Raw genomic sequence first — 15,551 nt, forward strand, 5'->3', positions numbered from 1 at the left:
AGTCGGTTCATGACGAAGTGCACGGCGGCGTCGCGCGGGGGTCTGCGCGAGCGGAAGAAGCAGCACACGCGTGAGACCATCGCGCGAGCGGCTGTGGAGCTGTTCGACCGTCAGGGCTTCCAGCGAACGACGATCCCCGAGATCGCCGCCGCCGCCGACGTGTCCCCGCGGACCGTCTCCTCCTATTTCCCGGCGAAGGAGGACCTGGCCTTCCTCGACACCGCCGAGACCTTCGAGCGCCTAGAGGGCCGGCTCGCCGACCGCTTGCCCGGGGAGACGACTGCCGACGCGCTGCGGGCATGGATCGGCGAGGCAACCCCCGACTGGGAGCAGCGCGGCCCCGAGCTGCGCGCGCTGCGGCGGGTGATCGACGCGGACGAGGCGCTGCTGGCCTACGAGAAGCGCTACATGGCCCACGGCGAGCGGCTGATCGCCGAGGCGATGGCCCGGGACCTCGGCGCTTCGCCGCAGGACCTCGAGCCGCGGATGGCCGCCGCCGCGACGATCGCCCTCTTCGACGTGCTCGACGAGCACCACGACGTGGCGGTGCCGCAGTCCGAGGCGGAGGACGGCGCGCCCGCCCGGGCCGCCGAGATCCTCGGCCTGCTCGACCGGGCGCTGCTCTTCATCGGGGCCGGGATCCGCGCGCTCCAGGACGATTCCGGAGCGGCGGCGACCGTTCCCGAGGTGGTGGCGACCACCCCCGCGGCTACGTCGCGGGCGCCGGAGCCGACCACCCGCTGAGCGCGGAGCACGCCTCCCACAGGCGGCGACGATCGGCGGCGGTCTCCCGCGTCGACCGCAGGCGATGGGTCGGGCGCTCGCGGCGGTCGTTCCAGAAGCCGCCGGTCGTCAGGCCCGGCTCGTCCGCGGTCCCCAGCCAGACGATCGTGTCGGCTCCCTCCTCGGGGCTCCGCAGGATCGGGCGCATCAGGCGGTGGAAGCCGGGCAGCGACGCTCGGATCCCGGGGGTATCGACCCAGCCGGGGTGCATCGCGTGGGAGACGACGCCGCTGCCGCGGAAGCGGGCCGCCCACAGCTCGCTGAGGACGACCTGGGCGCGCTTGCTGCGCGCGTAGACCGCCGCCGGACGGTACTCCCGGCGCTCCGTCTGGAGGTCGTCGACGTCGAGCCGCTGGGCGTACATGCCGCCGGAGGAGACCGTCACGATCCGGGCCGGGGCACTCGTCCGCAGCAGGTCCTCGAGCAGGCCGGTGAGGAGGAACGGGCCGAGCACGTTGGTGGCGAAGGTCAACTCGAGGCCGTCCTCGGTGCGGGTCCGCTCGGGCGCCATCACCCCGGCGTCGTGGACCAGCACGTGGAGCGGCTCCCCGCGCGCGAGCAGGCCCGCCGCGCAACGACTGATCGAGTCCGGGGAGCTGACGTCGCCGTCGACGACCCGCACGTCCGGGTGCCGCTCCGACGAGGTCCTGCGGGCGGCGACGGCGATCCGCTCGGCGGCGGTCGCCCCGCGTTGCGGGTCGCGGGCGACGAGCCGGATGCTCGCGCCGAGCGCGGCGAAGCCGGTCGCCGCCGCGAGGCCGATCCCGGAGGTCGCACCGGTGATCAGGACGGTCCGGCCGGCCATCGTCGGCAGCGCGGCGGGCCACGTCCCGAGCCGGCGGCGGGCGGCCAGGCCCTGCCGGCTGTACCCGGGGGCGATCGTCAGGTCGAGCGCGCGGTCGGCGGCGCGGGCGAGGAGCACGGGACGTCGGTGGCCGCCCGTCACCGGGCCGGCCGCCGGTCAGTCGCGGGCGGCCGGCGGCGCCTCGGCGGGGCGGCGCACGTCGGCGTGGGTCTCCGTCACGCGGGCCTCGACCGGGCGGGCGGCGGGCGTCTCGGGCTCGTCGCCGTCTCCGCCGATCGAGTCGCGGAACCCGCGCATGCCGGAGCCGAGCGCGCGGCCGACCTCGGGCAGGCGCTTCGGTCCGAGGACCACCAGCGCGATCACGAGCAGGACGATCAGGTGGGTGGGTTGCAGCAGGCCTTGGAACATGGGGGTCCTCCGGGGCGGCACCGGCGTGGCGGCGCGGTCGTTCAGTAGATGGATACGCCCTTCGGGCGGCGGCGGACGTCAAGCTGGCGCGTTGCCGCTCGTGACGTGGGATCGCGTGCTGTGGCGGGAGCGAACCGGACGACGGACCCGGTGCATCCTCGTGCGGCGGGGTGCGGTGCCGTAGAGTTGGCCCCTGGTGTGCCGGGAAGACTGGTCGGCGAAACTCGTCGTCGACCCCGAAAACGCCCCTATGGCTCCCGAGCACTCCCCGCCCGCCGCGGCTTCCCCCACCGGCCCCGCGCGAACTCCGTGGACGGATCGCAGCTCACGCTCGCTCCGCGCCTTCCTCAAGACCGAGACCGGCAGTGCCGGCCTGCTGCTGATCGCGACCGTGGTCGCCCTGGTCTGGGCGAACTCGCCGCTGTCGGGCTCCTACGAGGACCTCTGGTCGACGCACCTCTCGATCGACCTCGGCGACTGGGGGATCGACGAGTCGCTCGGGCACTGGGTCAACGACGGCCTGATGGCGTTCTTCTTCTACGTGGTCGGGTTGGAGATCCGCCGCGAGCTCGAGCTCGGCGAGCTGCGCGACCGGCGGGCGGCGGCGATCCCGGCGATCGCCGCACTCGCGGGGATGGTCGTTCCCGCCCTGATCTACAGCCTGATCAACGCCGGCGGCGAGGGCGCGCGCGGGTGGGGGATCGTGATGGCGACCGACATCGCCTTCGTGCTCGGGGCGCTCGCGCTGCTCGGCTCGCGGGTCCCGTCCGGCGTCCGCGTCTTCCTGTTGACGCTGGCGATCGTCGACGACGTCGGGGCGATCGCCGTGATCGCGATCTTCTACTCCGACTCGATCGACCTGACCGCGCTCGCGGCCGTCGGCGTGATCCTGGTGGCGATCCTGCTGTTGCGCCGCTACGGCCCGCCGTGGCGGGGGCCGGTCTACCTGGTGGCGGGGATCGTGCTCTGGGTCGCGACCCTCGAGTCGGGGATCCACCCGACGATCGCCGGCGTCGCGATGGGGCTGCTGACGGCCGTCCACCCGCCGCAGCGGGCCGACGTCGAGCGGGCGGCGAGCGTGACCCGGCTCTTCCGGCGGGCCCCGACGCCGAGCAGCGGCCGCGCCGCGGTGCTCGAGATCGGCGCCGCGGTCTCGCCCAACGAACGCTTCCAGCAGGTGATCCACCCGTGGACGAGCTACCTGGTGATCCCGCTGTTCGCGCTCGCCAACGCCGGCGTGCCGCTCGGCGGGGACGCGCTCTCGCGGGCCCTGACCTCGCCGATCACGCTGGGGGTGATCGGCGGGCTCGTGCTGGGCAAGGCGCTCGGGATCTCGATCAGCTCGCTGGCCGCCGTGCGCCTGCGCGTCGGCCCACTGCCCCAGGGGATGCGGCGCGGGCACGTCTTCGGCGGGGCGACGCTGGCGGGGATCGGCTTCACCGTCTCGCTGTTCGTCGCCGATCTGGCGTTCGCCGACCAGGCGTTGCGCGACGAGGCGAAGATCGGCGTGCTCGTCGCCTCGGTGCTCGCCGCCGCGCTCGGGCTGGCCCTGCTCGCGCGCAAGAGCGACGACGACGAGCCGGAGCAGGATCTGCCGTTGGATCCACCCGTCGATGTCGCCCACGACCGGATCCTGGGGCCGGCCCGCGCGCCCCACACCCTCGTCCTCTACGGCGACTACGAGTGCCCCCACACGCGGGCGCTCGGCCCCGAGCTGGAGGCGCTCCGCGCACGTGCCGGCGAGCGGGTCCGGCTCGTCGTTCGCCAGCTGCCCAACGAGGACGCGCACCCGGGCGCGACGCTGGCGTCGGAGGCGGCGCTCGCGGCCGCCGCCCAGGGGCGGTTCGCGGCGATGCACGCGCGGCTGCTCGCGCAGCCGATCGGGGACGACCTCGGGCCGGCCGACCTGCTCGAGGTCGGGCGGGAGGTCGGGGTCGACGCCGACCGGTTGGCCGACGACCTCCGCCACCACGTGCGCGGGCCGGCGGTCGAGGCCGATGTCGACGGCGCGGCGCGCAGCGGCGTGGAGGGCACGCCGACGCTGTTCCTCGACGGTCGGCGGCTGGAGGACGGCTACGACGCGGCGTCGCTGCTGGCGGCGCTCGACGCGGCGGAGGCCGGCGCTCCGCAGCCGTGACCTGCGGCGTCGGAGCACGCAGCCGTTTGGTCGCCGAGGGCGCGAGCTGACGGAGGGCCGCGGGTCGGTCGGCCGCGGGTCGGTCGCCGTGCTCAGCCGTCGGGACGGGTGACGACCAGCTCTCGGTCAGCGGTCTCCGGGCCGCCGTGACCGAGGTCGCGCAGCTCGTCGCGGAGGTCCTCCAGCACACGCCGCGTGCGGGGGAGGTCGGGGAGCGCGGGAAGCGGGGCGGCCAGACGGGGATCGTCGGCGGGGCCGCCGGCGGTGCGGTCGGCCAGCGCCTCCAGCAGCGCACGGAGCTGGTCGGCGGTCGCCGCCACTGGGCCGTCCGACGGGCCGCGTTCGTCCCCGGTCGGACCGGGGCGATCGGTCGGCAGCGCGAGGCAGAGCCGGGCCAGGCGCTCCAGCGTCGCGGTCAGGGGCCAGCGGCCGTCGGCCCGGGGGTCGCGGCGGAGGGCGTCGCCGATCGTGTCGGCCTCGGCCGCGCGCAGCCGCAGCAGCGCGTCGTGGAGGCGGCGCCGGCCGACCAGCAGATGGCCGCGGTCGGTGTCCGGCGTGACCGCGGGGACGAGCACCTCGGTCATCGCCCGCAGGGCCTCCGCCTGGGCGCCCGCCAGCCGGTCGCTCGGCCGCCGGGGCCGCGTCGCGAGCACGACGGCGCCCGCGACCAGGCAGCCGACGAGGGTGTCGAGCAGGCGCACGTCGAGCAGGCCCTCGACGGTCCCGCCGGCGCCGCCGACGCTCAGCAGCAACAGCACCAGCGGGGTGATCGCGGCCACCGCGAGGCCGTAGCTGGCGACGATCACCAGCTCGATCGAGAACTGGAGCACGACGATGATCGCGACGACCACGCCGACGCTCGGCTCGAGGGCGAAGATCGCGGCGGCCACCAGCACCCCGATCGCGGTCCCCACGGCCCGGTGGATCGCGCGGCTGCGCGCGACGGTCAGCGTCGAGCCCTGGAGGACGGCCGCGGCGCTGGCGGCGACCCAGGCGGGGTGGGAGAGGCCGGTCGCGTGGCCGACGGCGAGCCCGGCGAGGACCGCGAGTCCGATCCGGGCGGCGACCCGCAGATGCGGCGATCCGCGCCGCAGCGACCACCGCAGCGGCGGGGTCCAGCGCGGGTCGGGGGCCCGCTCCGGTCCGGCGGCAGGTGCGCCGGGGACGCCACCGCCGGCCGCGGCGGCACGGGCGTCGTCGAGGCTCCGGCGGAGGCGCGCGGCGGCCGGAAGGTCGGGCAGCGGCGGGTCTCCGCCGGGGACGGGCGCGCCGTCGGCGAGCGCACGCACGCTGGCCCCCCAGTGGCGGTCGAGCGGAGGACTGGCCTCGACGTGCAGCGCGAGCGCGGCCTCGAGCAGCAGCTCGGCGGCGATCGCCCGGGCCGAGTCGGTCGTGCCGGTGGCGCTGGTCGCGCCGGTGGTCGCCTCGAGCGCCGCCCGGACGGCGACGATCGCGTCGTGGCCGGCGGCCTCGGCGGTCGGGCCGCCGATCGCGTCGAGCAACCGCGCGACGGCCTCGTGCGCCCGGCGAACCGCGGCGCGACCGGGGCCGGGGCGCCCCAGCAGCCACGGTCCCATCGCGACCAGCCAGGCGACCGCGGCCCCGGCCAGCACGAGCCCGATCCGTTGCGGGGCGGCCGCGGGATCGACCGGCAGGGTCGTCCCGAGCAGGAAGGTGAGGACGACGAAGTACTCGCGGGGTGGCCCGACCCGCAGCGCGAGCGCGCCGAGCGTGGCGCCGAAGCCGACCGCTCCGCCGACCAGGCAGATCAGGACCGGGCTGGCGCCGGCGACGATCGTGCCCAGGCCGATCGCGGTCGCCAGGACGAGCGCGATCAGCGCGAGCAGCCACCCCCGCCGGCGGTACGAGGCGTCGGCGCCGTAGATCGCGACGAAGCTGCCGAGCGCGGCCTGGCCCCCGGAGGCGGTGTCGCCGGCGGCGAGGCCGACGACGAGCGGGATCCCGATCGCGACCGCGGCCCGGACGCCCGCCGCGCGGCGGGTCACGGCGGATGCGCGCAGCGAGCGCAGGGCGGTCCGGAGGTCGGCGGGGCGCGAACGGCGAAGGAGCGAACGAACCGTGCGCATTGCAACCATCTTCGCGCCTGGGCGGCCACCGGGCCTTCCCACCGTGCGCGGGCCACTGCTGGTAGAACCTCGCTCGATGAACGATGCCCCTGCTCCCCGTCGGGTATCGGACACGGTGCACGCCGATCTGCGTGCCCGGATCCTCGGCGGCCGCCTGGCTCCCGGTGACGCCGTTCCGTCGGAGCGGGTGCTGGCCGAGGAGCACGGGGTCAACCGCCACGCCGTCCGCGAGGCGCTCAAGCGGCTCCAGCAGGCGGGGCTGATCCGGATCAGCCAGGGCGGCGCGACCCGCGTCCAGGACTGGCGCGACCACGGCGGCATGGACCTGCTGCTGGACCTGGTCCTGAGCGGTGGGCCGGTGCCCCCGGTCGAGGTCCTGCGGTCGGTGCTGGAGTTGCGGGCGCTGGTCGGGGTCGACGTGGTGCGGCGGTTCGTCGGGGAGGCGGACGAGGCGGCGCGCGAGCACGCCGCGCAGCTGGTCGAGGCGACCGCGGAGGGGGTCGGCGGGCCACCGGCCGTGCTGGTCGAGCGCTACGCGGACGTCTGGCGGGCGCTGGTCAGCGGGACCGGCAACCTCGCCTACCGGCTGATGCTGAACAGCCTCAACGACGCGCTCGCGACCTATCCCGAGCTGTCGCAGACGCTGCTGCCCTCCGACGTCGAGGCGCTGCGGCGGTTGGCGGCCGCGATCCGGGCGAGCGATGTCGCGGGCGCGGTCGCGCTGGTCGCGGCACAGCTGGAGGGCGACGTCCCTCCGCCCGCGTAGACGCCGGCCGCGGGCCGTTGCGCTTGCCCGCGCGGCGCTCGACTGGTACAACCAGTTGGAGCACCTGGCCCAACCAGCACCCGGAGTCCGTCCGTGGACGATCTGATCCTCGCCGCCATCCCGTTCTTCCTGCTCTTCATGGGCCTGGAGCTGTTCGCCCTGCGGCACGCCGCGCACGAGCACGCCGAGGATCCGGGGGCGCCGGTCGGCTACACGGCCAAGGACAGCGCGACCAGCGTGACGATGGGCCTCGGGCACCTCGGCTTCATGGCCGTGATCAAGCTCGGCGCGGTCGTCGTCTACGCCGCGCTCTACGAGCTGACCCCGCTGCGGATGCCGTCGGACGCCTGGTGGGCGTGGGTGATCCTGTTCTTCGCCGACGACCTCGCGTTCTACGCCTACCACCGCGGGCACCACCGGGTCCGGATGCTGTGGGCGACCCACGTCGTCCACCACAGCTCGCAGCACTACAACCTCTCGACCGCGCTGCGTCAGGACTGGTCGCCGTTCACCGGGCCGGTCTTCTGGCTCTGGCTGGCCCTGCTCGGGTTCCCGCCGTGGATGATCCTGCTCGCGCAGAGCTGGAACCTGCTCTTCCAGTTCCTGCTCCACACCGAGGCGATCCGCAAGCTGCCGTGGCCGATCGAGCTGGTCTTCAACACCCCGAGCCACCACCGCGTCCACCACGGCACGCAGGACCAGTACCTCGACAAGAACTACGGCGGGATCCTGATCGTCTGGGACCGGCTGTTCGGCAGCTTCCAGCCCGAGCAGGAGCGGGTCGTCTACGGGCTGACGACCAACATCGAGACCTACAACCCGGTCCGGGTCGCCTACCACGAGTGGCACGCGATGCTGGGGGACGTCCGCCGGGCGTCGAGCTGGCGGGAGCGCTTCGGCTACCTGCTGCGCGGCCCGGGATGGGCGCCCGAAGCGGCCGGTCTCGACCGGTCGTCGTCGGCGCCCGTGGGCCGGTCCGGCGGCGCGGGGGAGGCGTCGTCGGAAGCGGCTCGCTACCTAGGGTAGGATCGTCCGCATGCCGCTCAGCCGCCGTGTCTTCGTCACGGTCCTCCGGATCCACGCGGCGCTCTACGAGCGGACCGACGGCCGGATCGGCCACCGGCTGCTCGGCCTGCCGACGCTGCTGCTGCGGACCACCGGCGCCAAGACCGGCCAGCCCCGAACCAGCGCGCTGGTCTACGCCCAGGACGGCGACCGCTGGATCGTGGTGCCCTCGAACGGCGGCGCCCGGCGGGCCTCGGCCTGGCTGCACAACGTTCGCGCCACGCCGCGCGTCGAGGTCCAGGTCGGGCGCACCCGCTACCCCGCCGAGGCGACGGTCGTCAGCCGGGGCGAGCCGGACTTCGACCGCCTCTGGAAGCTCGCCGACGACAACAACCGCGGCCAGTACGGGCGCTACCAGGAGCAGACCGAGCGCTCGATCCCGGTCGTCGTGCTGAGCCCCGTCGGCTAGCGCCCGACCGGCGCATCTGCGGCCGGGAGACGCAGTTCAGCGCTGGCGCGGTGCCGGTCGACCTGGGAGCCTGCCGCCATGGCCCGCGAGGAGACGACGATCGAGGCGGCCGGACGCGAGGTCCGGCTGTCGAGCCCGAGCAAGGTCTTCTTCCCGGCCGCGGCCGACCGCGACGACGGTCTCGGGCCGGAGAAGCCGATCACCAAGCTCGACCTCGTCGAGTACTACCTCGCCGTCGCAGGCGACCCGGCCGGGGACGAGGCCGCCCGCGGCGGGGCGCTCCTGCACCTGCGCGAGCGTCCCGGATCGCTGAAGCGGTTCGTCGACGGGATCACCAAGAAGCCGTTCTTCCAGAAGCGGATCCCGGACACCGCCCCCGACTGGCTGGAGACGGCGACCGTCAGCTTCCCCAGCGGGCGGACCGCCCGCGAGCTGGTGATCGCCGACGCCGCCCACCTGGTCTGGGCCGTCCAGCACGGGGTCGTCGACTTCAACCCGTGGCCGGTCCGCCGGGCCGACCTCGACCACCCCGACGAGCTGCGGGTCGACCTCGATCCCGAGCCGGGCGTCAGCTGGGACCAGGTCCGGCGGGTCGCGCTGGTGGTCAAGGAGGTGCTCGAGGACCACGGCCTGGTCGGCTTTCCGAAGACGTCGGGCTCGCGCGGGATCCACGTCAACGTGCGGATCCACCCTGAGCACGACTTCATCGGCGTCCGCCGGGCCGCGGTCGCGCTCGCCCGCGAGGTCGAGCGGCGCGCCCCCGACCTGGCGACCTCGAAGTGGTGGAAGGAGGAGCGCCACGGCGTCTTCCTCGACTACAACCAGAACGCCCGCGACCGCACGGTCGCCTCGGCCTGGTCGGTCCGGCCGACCCCCGACGCCCGCGTCTCGATGCCGCTGACCTGGGAGCAGGTGCCCGACGCCGAGCTCGGCGACTTCCGGATCGACACCGTGCCGGCGCTGTTCGCCGCCCACGGCGATCCGCACGCGGCGATCGACGAGCACGCCGGATCGCTCGACCAGCTGCTCGAGCTCGCGCGGGTCGACGAGCAGGAGCGGGGGCTCGAGGACGCCCCGTGGCCGCCGAACTTCGCGAAGCAGGCGGGCGAGCCGAAGCGGGTCCAGCCGAGCCGGGCGAGGAAGCCGGCGGCCGACGCCTAGATCCAGCCCTCTTCCCAGGCGATCCGCGCCGCCTCGGCACGGGTCGGGGCGGCGAGCTTGGCCATCGCGGCCGAGAGGTAGTTGCGGACGGTGCCGGGCGCGAGGTGGGCCGCGGCCGCGATCGCCCCGGCGCTGAGCCCCTCGCGGACCAGCCGCAGGACCTCCAGCTCGCGGTCGCTGAGCGGGCAGGGGCCCTCGGTCAGGGCGGTCGCGGCGATCTCGGAGTCGACGTAGCGGCCGCCGGCGTGGACGTCGCGGAGGATCCGGGCCAGCCGGTCGGCCGGGGTCGTCTTCGGCACGAAGCCGCGAACCCCACTGGCCAGCGCCCGGCGCAGGACGCCGGGGCGGGCGTGGCGGGTCACCAGCACGATCGGCACCGTCCGGTGGGCGAGGATCCGGCGGGCGGCCTCGACCCCGTCGAGCTTCGGCATCTCGAGGTCGAGCACGACCAGGTCGGGCTCGTGCTCGGCGGCGAGCGCGACCGCCCGCTCGCCGTCCCCCGCCTGGGCGACGACGGTCATGTCGGGCTCGAGCCCGAGCAGCGAGGCGAGCGCGTCGCGCAGCAGGTCCTCGTCGTCGGCGAGCAGCAGCCGGATCATCGCGGCGCCCGTCCGGTCAGCGCGAACCCGCGGCCGGAGAGCGGGCCGGCCTCGACCCGGCCGCCGACCGCCGCGAACCGCTCCCGCAGCCCGACGATCCCGGTGCCGGGGTCGTCGCCGGCCTCCGGCCCCGGGGCGCGGGCGGTCCCGTCGTCCTGCACCCGCAGCACGACCTCCGGGCCCTCGACCTCGACCGAGATCGCGCAGCGCTCGGCGCGGGTGTGGCGGAGCAGGTTGGTGGCGCCCTCGCGGACGAGCGAGCCGAACAGCGGCTGCAACGGCTCCGGCACCCGCTCCGGCGTCCCGCTGATCGTCGCCTCGACGCCGGCCGCGCGCAGGATCGCGACCGCGTTCTCGAGCTCGGTCGAGAGCCCGACCCGGCGGTAGCCGTGGACCAGCGCGCGGGTCTCGGCCAGCGCGGCCAGCGCCAGCTCCTGGACCTCGGCCGCGTGCCGGCGGGCGCCGTCGTCGTCGCTCCCGACCAGCCGCCGGGCCAGCTCGGCCTTGAGCGCGATCGCCTGCAGGTGGTGGCCCTGGACGTCGTGGAGGTCGGCCGCGAACCGCAGCCGCTCGCGCAGGACCGCGAGCTCGCCGGCGGTCGCGCGGGCCTCGTCGAGGCGCAGGGTCACGTTCCAGAGCCAGACCTGGAGGACGTCGGTGGACGCGATGAAGAGCACGACCACGACCGCCGACACGACCGCCGGCGCGACGTCCTCGTCGCTGAGGACGGCGGCCACGGTCGCGACGGCCGCGGCGAGCACGGTGCCTGCCCCGACGAGCCACCAGCGGCGCGGTCCCGGCAACCAGAGCGCGGCGCCGCCGAGCAGGCCGGCGAACGGCAGCGCCCACCAGCCCAGGCCGCCCGACGTCGAGCCGGGAGCGACCAGCGCCAGCAGCGCGAGCGAGACCACCGCGGCGGCGATCACACGCGGTTGCCGCAGCGCGCGCGGGTCGACCGGGCCCATCGCGCCGAGCAGCAGTCGCAGCTGCTCGCCGCCGACCAGCAGCAGGCCGAGGACGGCCGCGACCAGGGCGGCCGGCGAGAGGTCGCGTCCGGCCAGGTCGACCAGCGGCAGCCCCAGCGTCACCGCCGCCAGCCCGATCAGCGACCAGCGGGTGAAGCGGCGGACGCGGGCGAGGTCGTCGGGGCGGGCGGGGGCGACGGCCATCGCCGCCAATCTAGATGATTGATTCCACGGCCTCGAGGCGGTGTGACAGCTGCACGAGAATCGGTGACGACCGGCCACTACCGGGACCGCCGGCCCGCCGGGAGCATGCGGAGCATGCAAGAACTCGCGATCGAGGTCGAAGGGCTGCGCTGCGCCTACGGCAGCCACGTGGCGGTCGACGGGGTCGATCTCACGGTCGGCCGCGGCGAGCTGGTGGCGCTGCTGGGCACCAACGGGGCCGGCAAGACGACGACGATGGAGACGATCGAGGGCCACCGCGCGGCCGACGGCGGGCGGGTCTCGGTGCTGGGCCGCGACCCATGGCGCGACCGCGACGAGATCCGGCCGCGGGTCGGGATCATGCTCCAGGCCAGCGGCTTCGCCGGCGAGCTGACGGTCGGCGAGACCGCGAAGCTGTGGACGACGTTGCGCAGCCGCGCCCACGACTACGAGGCCGCGCTCGAGCGACTCGATCTCGCCCACCGGCGCGACGTCCAGGTCAAGCAGCTCTCCGGTGGCGAGCAGCGGCGCCTCGACCTCGCGATCGCGCTGCTCGGCGACCCCGACGTGCTCTTCCTCGACGAGCCGACGACCGGACTCGACCCGCAGTCGCGGCGGCGGACCTGGCAGGTGATCGGCGATCTCGTCGCCGCCGGGACCGCGGTCCTGCTGACGACCCACTACATGGAGGAGGCGGAGACGCTCGCCGATCGGGTCGCGATCCTGCACGGCGGGCGGATCGCCGTCGAGGGTACGATGGCCGAGCTGGTCGCCGGCCTGCGGGGCACGATCTCGTTCCTGCTGCCCGGGGACGTCGGGCCGCCGCCGGACCTGCCGGGGCTGGCGGGGACGGTCGAGACCGCCCGCGGCGGGGTGATCGTCGTCACCACCGACCGGCTCCAGCAGGACCTCGCGCTGCTGCTGCGGTGGGCCGACGGCCACGGTCTGCGGCTCGACCGGCTGCAGGCCAGCGAAGGCAGCCTCGACGAGGTCTTCGCGGCGGTGCAGGCATGAGCCCCCGGACGTTGCGCGCGATCCTCGCGCTGGCGGGCAGCGAGATCCGGTTGCTGTGGCGCAACCGCCTGGTGGCCTCGACGGCGCTGCTGCTGCCGCTGGTGATGGGCGCCGGGATGGCAGCCACGGGGCAGCGCTTCGGCGACGGCTGGGGCGGGACCGCCGGTCTGCAGCTGCTGACGATGCTGCTGCTGACCGTCTACATCTCGGCGACGACCGCGGTCGCGGCCCGACGCAGTGGGCTGGTGCTCAAGCGCCTGCGCAGCGGCGAGACCCCGGAGGCGGCGATCCTGGCGGGGATGCTGCTGCCGACCGTCGGCTTGGCGCTGGTGCAGTCGGTCCTGCTCTGCGGGATGCTGGTCGCGTTCGGGGCGCCGGTGCCTGAGCAGCCGCTGCTGCTGCTCGCGGCGATGGCCGGTGGCGCCGTGCTCTGTGCGGTCCTGGCGCTGGCGACGACCCGGGTCACGCCGACGGCGGAGATGGCCCAGGTGACGACGACGCCGTTCTTCTTCGCGGCGCTCGCGGGGGCGATCTGGGTGCTCTCGAAGCCGGTCGACGAGGTCACCCGGCTGATGCTGTTCGCGCCGGGTGGGGCGATCATCCAGCTCGTCCGCGGGGGCTGGGACGGGGGCAGCGACCCGCTGCTGGCGATCGTCGCGCTGGTGACGTGGATCCTCCTGGCCGCCGACATCGCCAAGCGGACGTTCCGCTGGGAGCCGCGGATCTGAGCCGCGGGCCCGCTCAGACGTCGAGCTGGTCGATCGTGCAGGCCGCCGGCGGCTTGTCCTCACGCCAGCGCTGGAGCTTGGCGCCGTGCCGGATCCGTCCGCCGCTGACCTGGTCGAAGCTGACCTCGACCACCAGCTCGGGGCGCAGCGCGACCCATTCCAGCTCCTTGTCGCTGCGCCAGCGGCTCGGCTCGGCGCTGCCGGTCTCGCCCGAGGCGTAGGGCGCGAGCGTGTCGACCAGCTCGCGCTTCTCCTTCGCCTTGAGCCCCGAGCTGTGGCCGACCGTCCGCAGCTCGCCCTCGGGCGTGTAGAGGCCGAGGATCAGCGAGCCGACGGTCCGCTCCTCCTTGCCGGGGCGCCAGCCGACGACGACGCAGTCGATCGTGCGCAGGCGCTTGATCTTGGCCATCCCCTTGCGCTCGCCGGGGCGGTAGGGCGCGTCGACCTCCTTGGCGACGACGCCCTCGATGTGCTGGAGCCACGGCTCGGCCTCGGCGGCGGTGGTGACGATCGGGGTCAGGCTGACCGAGGAGTCGGCGAAGCGGTCGTCGGCCAGGAGCCCTTCGAGCGCGGTCCGGCGGGCCGAGAACGGCTCGTCGAGCAGGATCGCGTCGTCGTGGGCGAGCAGGTCGAAGGCGACGTAGCGGGCGGGGATCTCGACCGAGAGCTTGGCGATCCGCGAGGCCGCCGGGTGGATCCGCTGGGAGAGCGCGTCGAAGTCCTGGTTGGCGGGGATCCCGTCCGGCCGAGCCGCGGCGGCGGTCTGGTCGGCGGCCGGCTCGCCGTCGGTCGCGGGCCGCTTCCCCTCGTCGATCACGATCTCGCCGTCGAGCACGTAGCGCCCGGCGGGAAAGCGCAGCTCGGGGAAGTAGCGCTCGAGCGGCTTCCCCCCGCGGGACAGCAGCGTGACCGTCGGCTCGTCGCCGTCCTCGGGGACGTCGACGAAGGCGATCGCCCGGAAGCCGTCCCACTTCGGCTCGTAGCTCCAGCCGTCGCCGTCGGGCAGGGCGGTCCGCGAGCGGGCGAGCTGGGGGGCGAGCGGCGGAACGAGCGGCAGCGTCACGGTGGGCACGAGCCTAGCCGCTGCGGTCCCGCCGATCGAGCGGCGCGACGCTGACCGGCTGCGTCACCGCGCCTTGTGCGGACGCAGCCGGACGACGGTCGCCGGCTGCTGGCGGTTGCCGGCCCGGTCGCGGGCGACCAGCTGCAGCCGGTAGCGGCGGTCGGCGCGGAGCCGGCGGGCGGTCACGCCCCAGTGGCGTCCGCCGATCGCCCGCGACTGCAGCGCGACCTGGCCGCTCGACGTGCAGTGCGCGTCGCGCGCGCAGGGGGTCGCACGCGTCCACCGCAGCCGGGCGGAGACGCGGTCGATGCCGGACGACGGCGCCGGATCGGTCACGACCAGGTTGACGCTGCAGGTCGTGCTCGTGCACGAGCGGGAGGCGACCCGTGAGGACGGAGCGGCGGTGTCGTCGGCGTACGCGACCCGGCCGCCGTTCGGATCGGTCGCCCCGCCGAGGTTGGCCTCCCTCCGCAGGAAGTCCCCGACCGCAGGGTCGGCGACCCGCGCGTAGAGGCCGGGCCGGGCGGGCTGCCCGCAGCCGATCCCGAGGCTGACGATCCCGGCCAGCCGGGGCACGCCAGCGACGTCGACGGTCAGCGGGCCGCCGCTGTCGCCCTGGCAGGCGTCGATGCCGCCGCGCGGCTCGCCCGCGCAGAAGGTGCGGCTGGTGAGCGAGAGCCCGGCCGCGGCGTAGATCCCGTTGCAGGTCGCCCGGGGGAAGACGTGCATGTGGGCGACCTGGAGGTCGCGGGGGAACGCCGACGGGGCGCCGCCGAAGATCGGTTGCGACTGGGTGTCGCCCCACCCGCTGACCGTGACCGGGGCGGTGCTCGCGGGGTTCGCGGCGACGGCGGCCTCGGCGGCGGTGATCGGGGCGACCGGGGCGATCGCGGTCGCCCCGTCGATCGCCGGGGTGCCCTCGTAGAGCGGTGTCGCGAGGGTCACGACGGCCGCGTCGCCGTCGCTGTTGGCGAGGGTGAAGCCCGGGCGCGCGGCCGTCGCCCGGACCGCGACGTCGCGGGCGGTCGGCAGCTCGGGCTCGTTCGCCTGCCGGAGGCGGTCGACCCCGGCGATCACGCGGATCCGGCTGGGCGGCCGGAGCCGGCCGGTGCTGGCCGCGAAGACGCAGTGGCCGGCGGTCGCGACGTGGGTCGCGTCGAGCACCGAGCCCCCGCAGAACTGGCCGAGGTAGGGCGTGTTCTGGCTGCCGCCGAGGGTCGGGTCGTAGAGCGCCACCTGGTACGGCCGGGCGGTGATCGTGGTCGTCTGACCCCCGATGATCCGCGGACGTGCGGGGTCGGACGAGGCGTTCGCCACGGTGGGCAGGCCGGCGGCGAGCAGGCCCGCGGCGACGAGC

Annotated in this window: 15 protein-coding genes; 8 read left to right on the forward strand and 7 right to left on the reverse strand. The window is 75.2% G+C overall.

All coding sequences use genetic code 11. The features are described 5' to 3' along the window. Positions 1 to 9: 9 nt before the first annotated feature. Positions 10 to 744 carry a TetR/AcrR family transcriptional regulator gene (locus ACVUH9_RS13555; protein ID WP_475757754.1) on the forward strand — a complete coding sequence of 245 codons (735 nt, stop codon included), beginning with the start codon at positions 10 to 12 and terminating at the stop codon, positions 742 to 744. On the opposite strand, the gene ACVUH9_RS13560 is transcribed toward ACVUH9_RS13555, so the two are convergent. Next, entirely contained in the window at positions 710 to 1,705 is a 996-nt protein-coding gene (locus ACVUH9_RS13560) for an SDR family NAD(P)-dependent oxidoreductase (protein ID WP_475757756.1), read from the reverse strand. The two genes, ACVUH9_RS13555 and ACVUH9_RS13560, sit on opposite strands and share 35 nt — an antisense overlap. Positions 1,706 to 1,744: 39 nt before the next feature. Continuing rightward, positions 1,745 to 1,996, reverse strand: coding sequence for a twin-arginine translocase TatA/TatE family subunit (locus tag ACVUH9_RS13565; protein WP_475757758.1), 252 nt, complete (start codon positions 1,994 to 1,996; stop codon positions 1,745 to 1,747). A gap of 250 nt (positions 1,997 to 2,246) precedes the next feature. On the opposite strand from ACVUH9_RS13565, the gene nhaA reads away from it, so the two are divergent. Then, positions 2,247 to 4,133 (forward strand): Na+/H+ antiporter NhaA, encoded by a 1,887-nt coding sequence (nhaA, locus tag ACVUH9_RS13570; RefSeq protein ID WP_475757760.1) that lies wholly within the window; start codon positions 2,247 to 2,249, stop codon positions 4,131 to 4,133. A 92-nt stretch (positions 4,134 to 4,225) separates the two neighbouring features. On the opposite strand, the gene ACVUH9_RS13575 is transcribed toward nhaA, so the two are convergent. Then, a complete protein-coding gene (locus ACVUH9_RS13575) occupies positions 4,226 to 6,220 on the reverse strand; it encodes an FUSC family protein (protein ID WP_475757762.1) in 1,995 nt (664 codons plus the stop codon). 115 nt (positions 6,221 to 6,335) lie between these two features. On the opposite strand from ACVUH9_RS13575, the gene ACVUH9_RS13580 reads away from it, so the two are divergent. The 4 genes from ACVUH9_RS13580 to ACVUH9_RS13595 all read left to right on the forward strand — a co-directional run bounded on the left by ACVUH9_RS13580 (position 6,336) and on the right by ACVUH9_RS13595 (position 9,621). Next, positions 6,336 to 6,986, forward strand: a complete 651-nt coding sequence (locus ACVUH9_RS13580) for a FadR/GntR family transcriptional regulator (RefSeq protein ID WP_475757764.1) — start codon at positions 6,336 to 6,338, stop codon at positions 6,984 to 6,986. 138 nt (positions 6,987 to 7,124) lie between these two features. Next, entirely contained in the window at positions 7,125 to 8,012 is an 888-nt protein-coding gene (locus ACVUH9_RS13585) for a sterol desaturase family protein (protein ID WP_475757913.1), read from the forward strand. A gap of 10 nt (positions 8,013 to 8,022) precedes the next feature. Further along, on the forward strand, positions 8,023 to 8,460 hold the full coding sequence (locus ACVUH9_RS13590) for a nitroreductase/quinone reductase family protein (RefSeq protein ID WP_475757765.1): 438 nt from the start codon (positions 8,023 to 8,025) through the stop codon (positions 8,458 to 8,460). Positions 8,461 to 8,538: 78 nt separating this feature from the next. Beyond that, positions 8,539 to 9,621: a DNA polymerase domain-containing protein gene (locus ACVUH9_RS13595; protein WP_475757767.1), complete on the forward strand. Its 1,083-nt coding sequence runs from the start codon at positions 8,539 to 8,541 to the stop codon at positions 9,619 to 9,621. Here the strand turns inward: ACVUH9_RS13595 and ACVUH9_RS13600 are convergent. Both ACVUH9_RS13600 and ACVUH9_RS13605 read right to left on the reverse strand, forming a co-directional pair. After that, positions 9,618 to 10,220 (reverse strand): response regulator transcription factor, encoded by a 603-nt coding sequence (locus ACVUH9_RS13600; protein WP_475757769.1) that lies wholly within the window; start codon positions 10,218 to 10,220, stop codon positions 9,618 to 9,620. The genes ACVUH9_RS13595 and ACVUH9_RS13600 overlap by 4 nt on opposite strands. Then, complete coding sequence (locus tag ACVUH9_RS13605; RefSeq protein WP_475757771.1) at positions 10,217 to 11,389, reverse strand: sensor histidine kinase; 1,173 nt, start codon at positions 11,387 to 11,389, stop codon at positions 10,217 to 10,219. Before ACVUH9_RS13605 ends, ACVUH9_RS13600 begins: the two co-directional genes overlap by 4 nt. A gap of 114 nt (positions 11,390 to 11,503) precedes the next feature. Between ACVUH9_RS13605 and ACVUH9_RS13610 the strand changes: the two genes are divergently transcribed. Both ACVUH9_RS13610 and ACVUH9_RS13615 read left to right on the forward strand, forming a co-directional pair. Continuing rightward, positions 11,504 to 12,403 (forward strand): ABC transporter ATP-binding protein, encoded by a 900-nt coding sequence (locus tag ACVUH9_RS13610; protein WP_475757773.1) that lies wholly within the window; start codon positions 11,504 to 11,506, stop codon positions 12,401 to 12,403. Further along, entirely contained in the window at positions 12,400 to 13,131 is a 732-nt protein-coding gene (locus ACVUH9_RS13615) for an ABC transporter permease (protein ID WP_475757774.1), read from the forward strand. Before ACVUH9_RS13610 ends, ACVUH9_RS13615 begins: the two co-directional genes overlap by 4 nt. A gap of 13 nt (positions 13,132 to 13,144) precedes the next feature. Here the strand turns inward: ACVUH9_RS13615 and ACVUH9_RS13620 are convergent, their stop codons facing one another. After that, positions 13,145 to 14,194, reverse strand: coding sequence for an ATP-dependent DNA ligase (locus tag ACVUH9_RS13620; protein WP_475757776.1), 1,050 nt, complete (start codon positions 14,192 to 14,194; stop codon positions 13,145 to 13,147). A 63-nt stretch (positions 14,195 to 14,257) separates the two neighbouring features. After that, positions 14,258 to 15,511 carry a S1 family serine peptidase gene (locus ACVUH9_RS13625; RefSeq protein ID WP_475757778.1) on the reverse strand — a complete coding sequence of 418 codons (1,254 nt, stop codon included), beginning with the start codon at positions 15,509 to 15,511 and terminating at the stop codon, positions 14,258 to 14,260. Between the last annotated feature and the right edge of the window lie 40 nt (positions 15,512 to 15,551).

This window comes from Patulibacter ginsengiterrae (assembly GCF_056269115.1).

What these genes read in the sequence shown, in the direction of transcription:
- ACVUH9_RS13555 (WP_475757754.1), top strand. Translation starts at nt 10, where the DNA reads ATGACGAAGTGCACGGCGGCGTCGCGCGGGGGTCTGCGCGAGCGGAAG.
- ACVUH9_RS13565 (WP_475757758.1), bottom strand. Translation starts at nt 1,996, where the DNA reads ATGTTCCAAGGCCTGCTGCAACCCACCCACCTGATCGTCCTGCTCGTG.
- nhaA (WP_475757760.1), top strand. Translation starts at nt 2,247, where the DNA reads ATGGCTCCCGAGCACTCCCCGCCCGCCGCGGCTTCCCCCACCGGCCCC.
- ACVUH9_RS13575 (WP_475757762.1), bottom strand. Translation starts at nt 6,220, where the DNA reads ATGCGCACGGTTCGTTCGCTCCTTCGCCGTTCGCGCCCCGCCGACCTC.
- ACVUH9_RS13585 (WP_475757913.1), top strand. Translation starts at nt 7,125, where the DNA reads ATGGGCCTGGAGCTGTTCGCCCTGCGGCACGCCGCGCACGAGCACGCC.
- ACVUH9_RS13590 (WP_475757765.1), top strand. Translation starts at nt 8,023, where the DNA reads ATGCCGCTCAGCCGCCGTGTCTTCGTCACGGTCCTCCGGATCCACGCG.
- ACVUH9_RS13595 (WP_475757767.1), top strand. Translation starts at nt 8,539, where the DNA reads ATGGCCCGCGAGGAGACGACGATCGAGGCGGCCGGACGCGAGGTCCGG.
- ACVUH9_RS13600 (WP_475757769.1), bottom strand. Translation starts at nt 10,220, where the DNA reads ATGATCCGGCTGCTGCTCGCCGACGACGAGGACCTGCTGCGCGACGCG.
- ACVUH9_RS13605 (WP_475757771.1), bottom strand. Translation starts at nt 11,389, where the DNA reads ATGGCCGTCGCCCCCGCCCGCCCCGACGACCTCGCCCGCGTCCGCCGC.
- ACVUH9_RS13610 (WP_475757773.1), top strand. Translation starts at nt 11,504, where the DNA reads ATGCAAGAACTCGCGATCGAGGTCGAAGGGCTGCGCTGCGCCTACGGC.
- ACVUH9_RS13615 (WP_475757774.1), top strand. Translation starts at nt 12,400, where the DNA reads ATGAGCCCCCGGACGTTGCGCGCGATCCTCGCGCTGGCGGGCAGCGAG.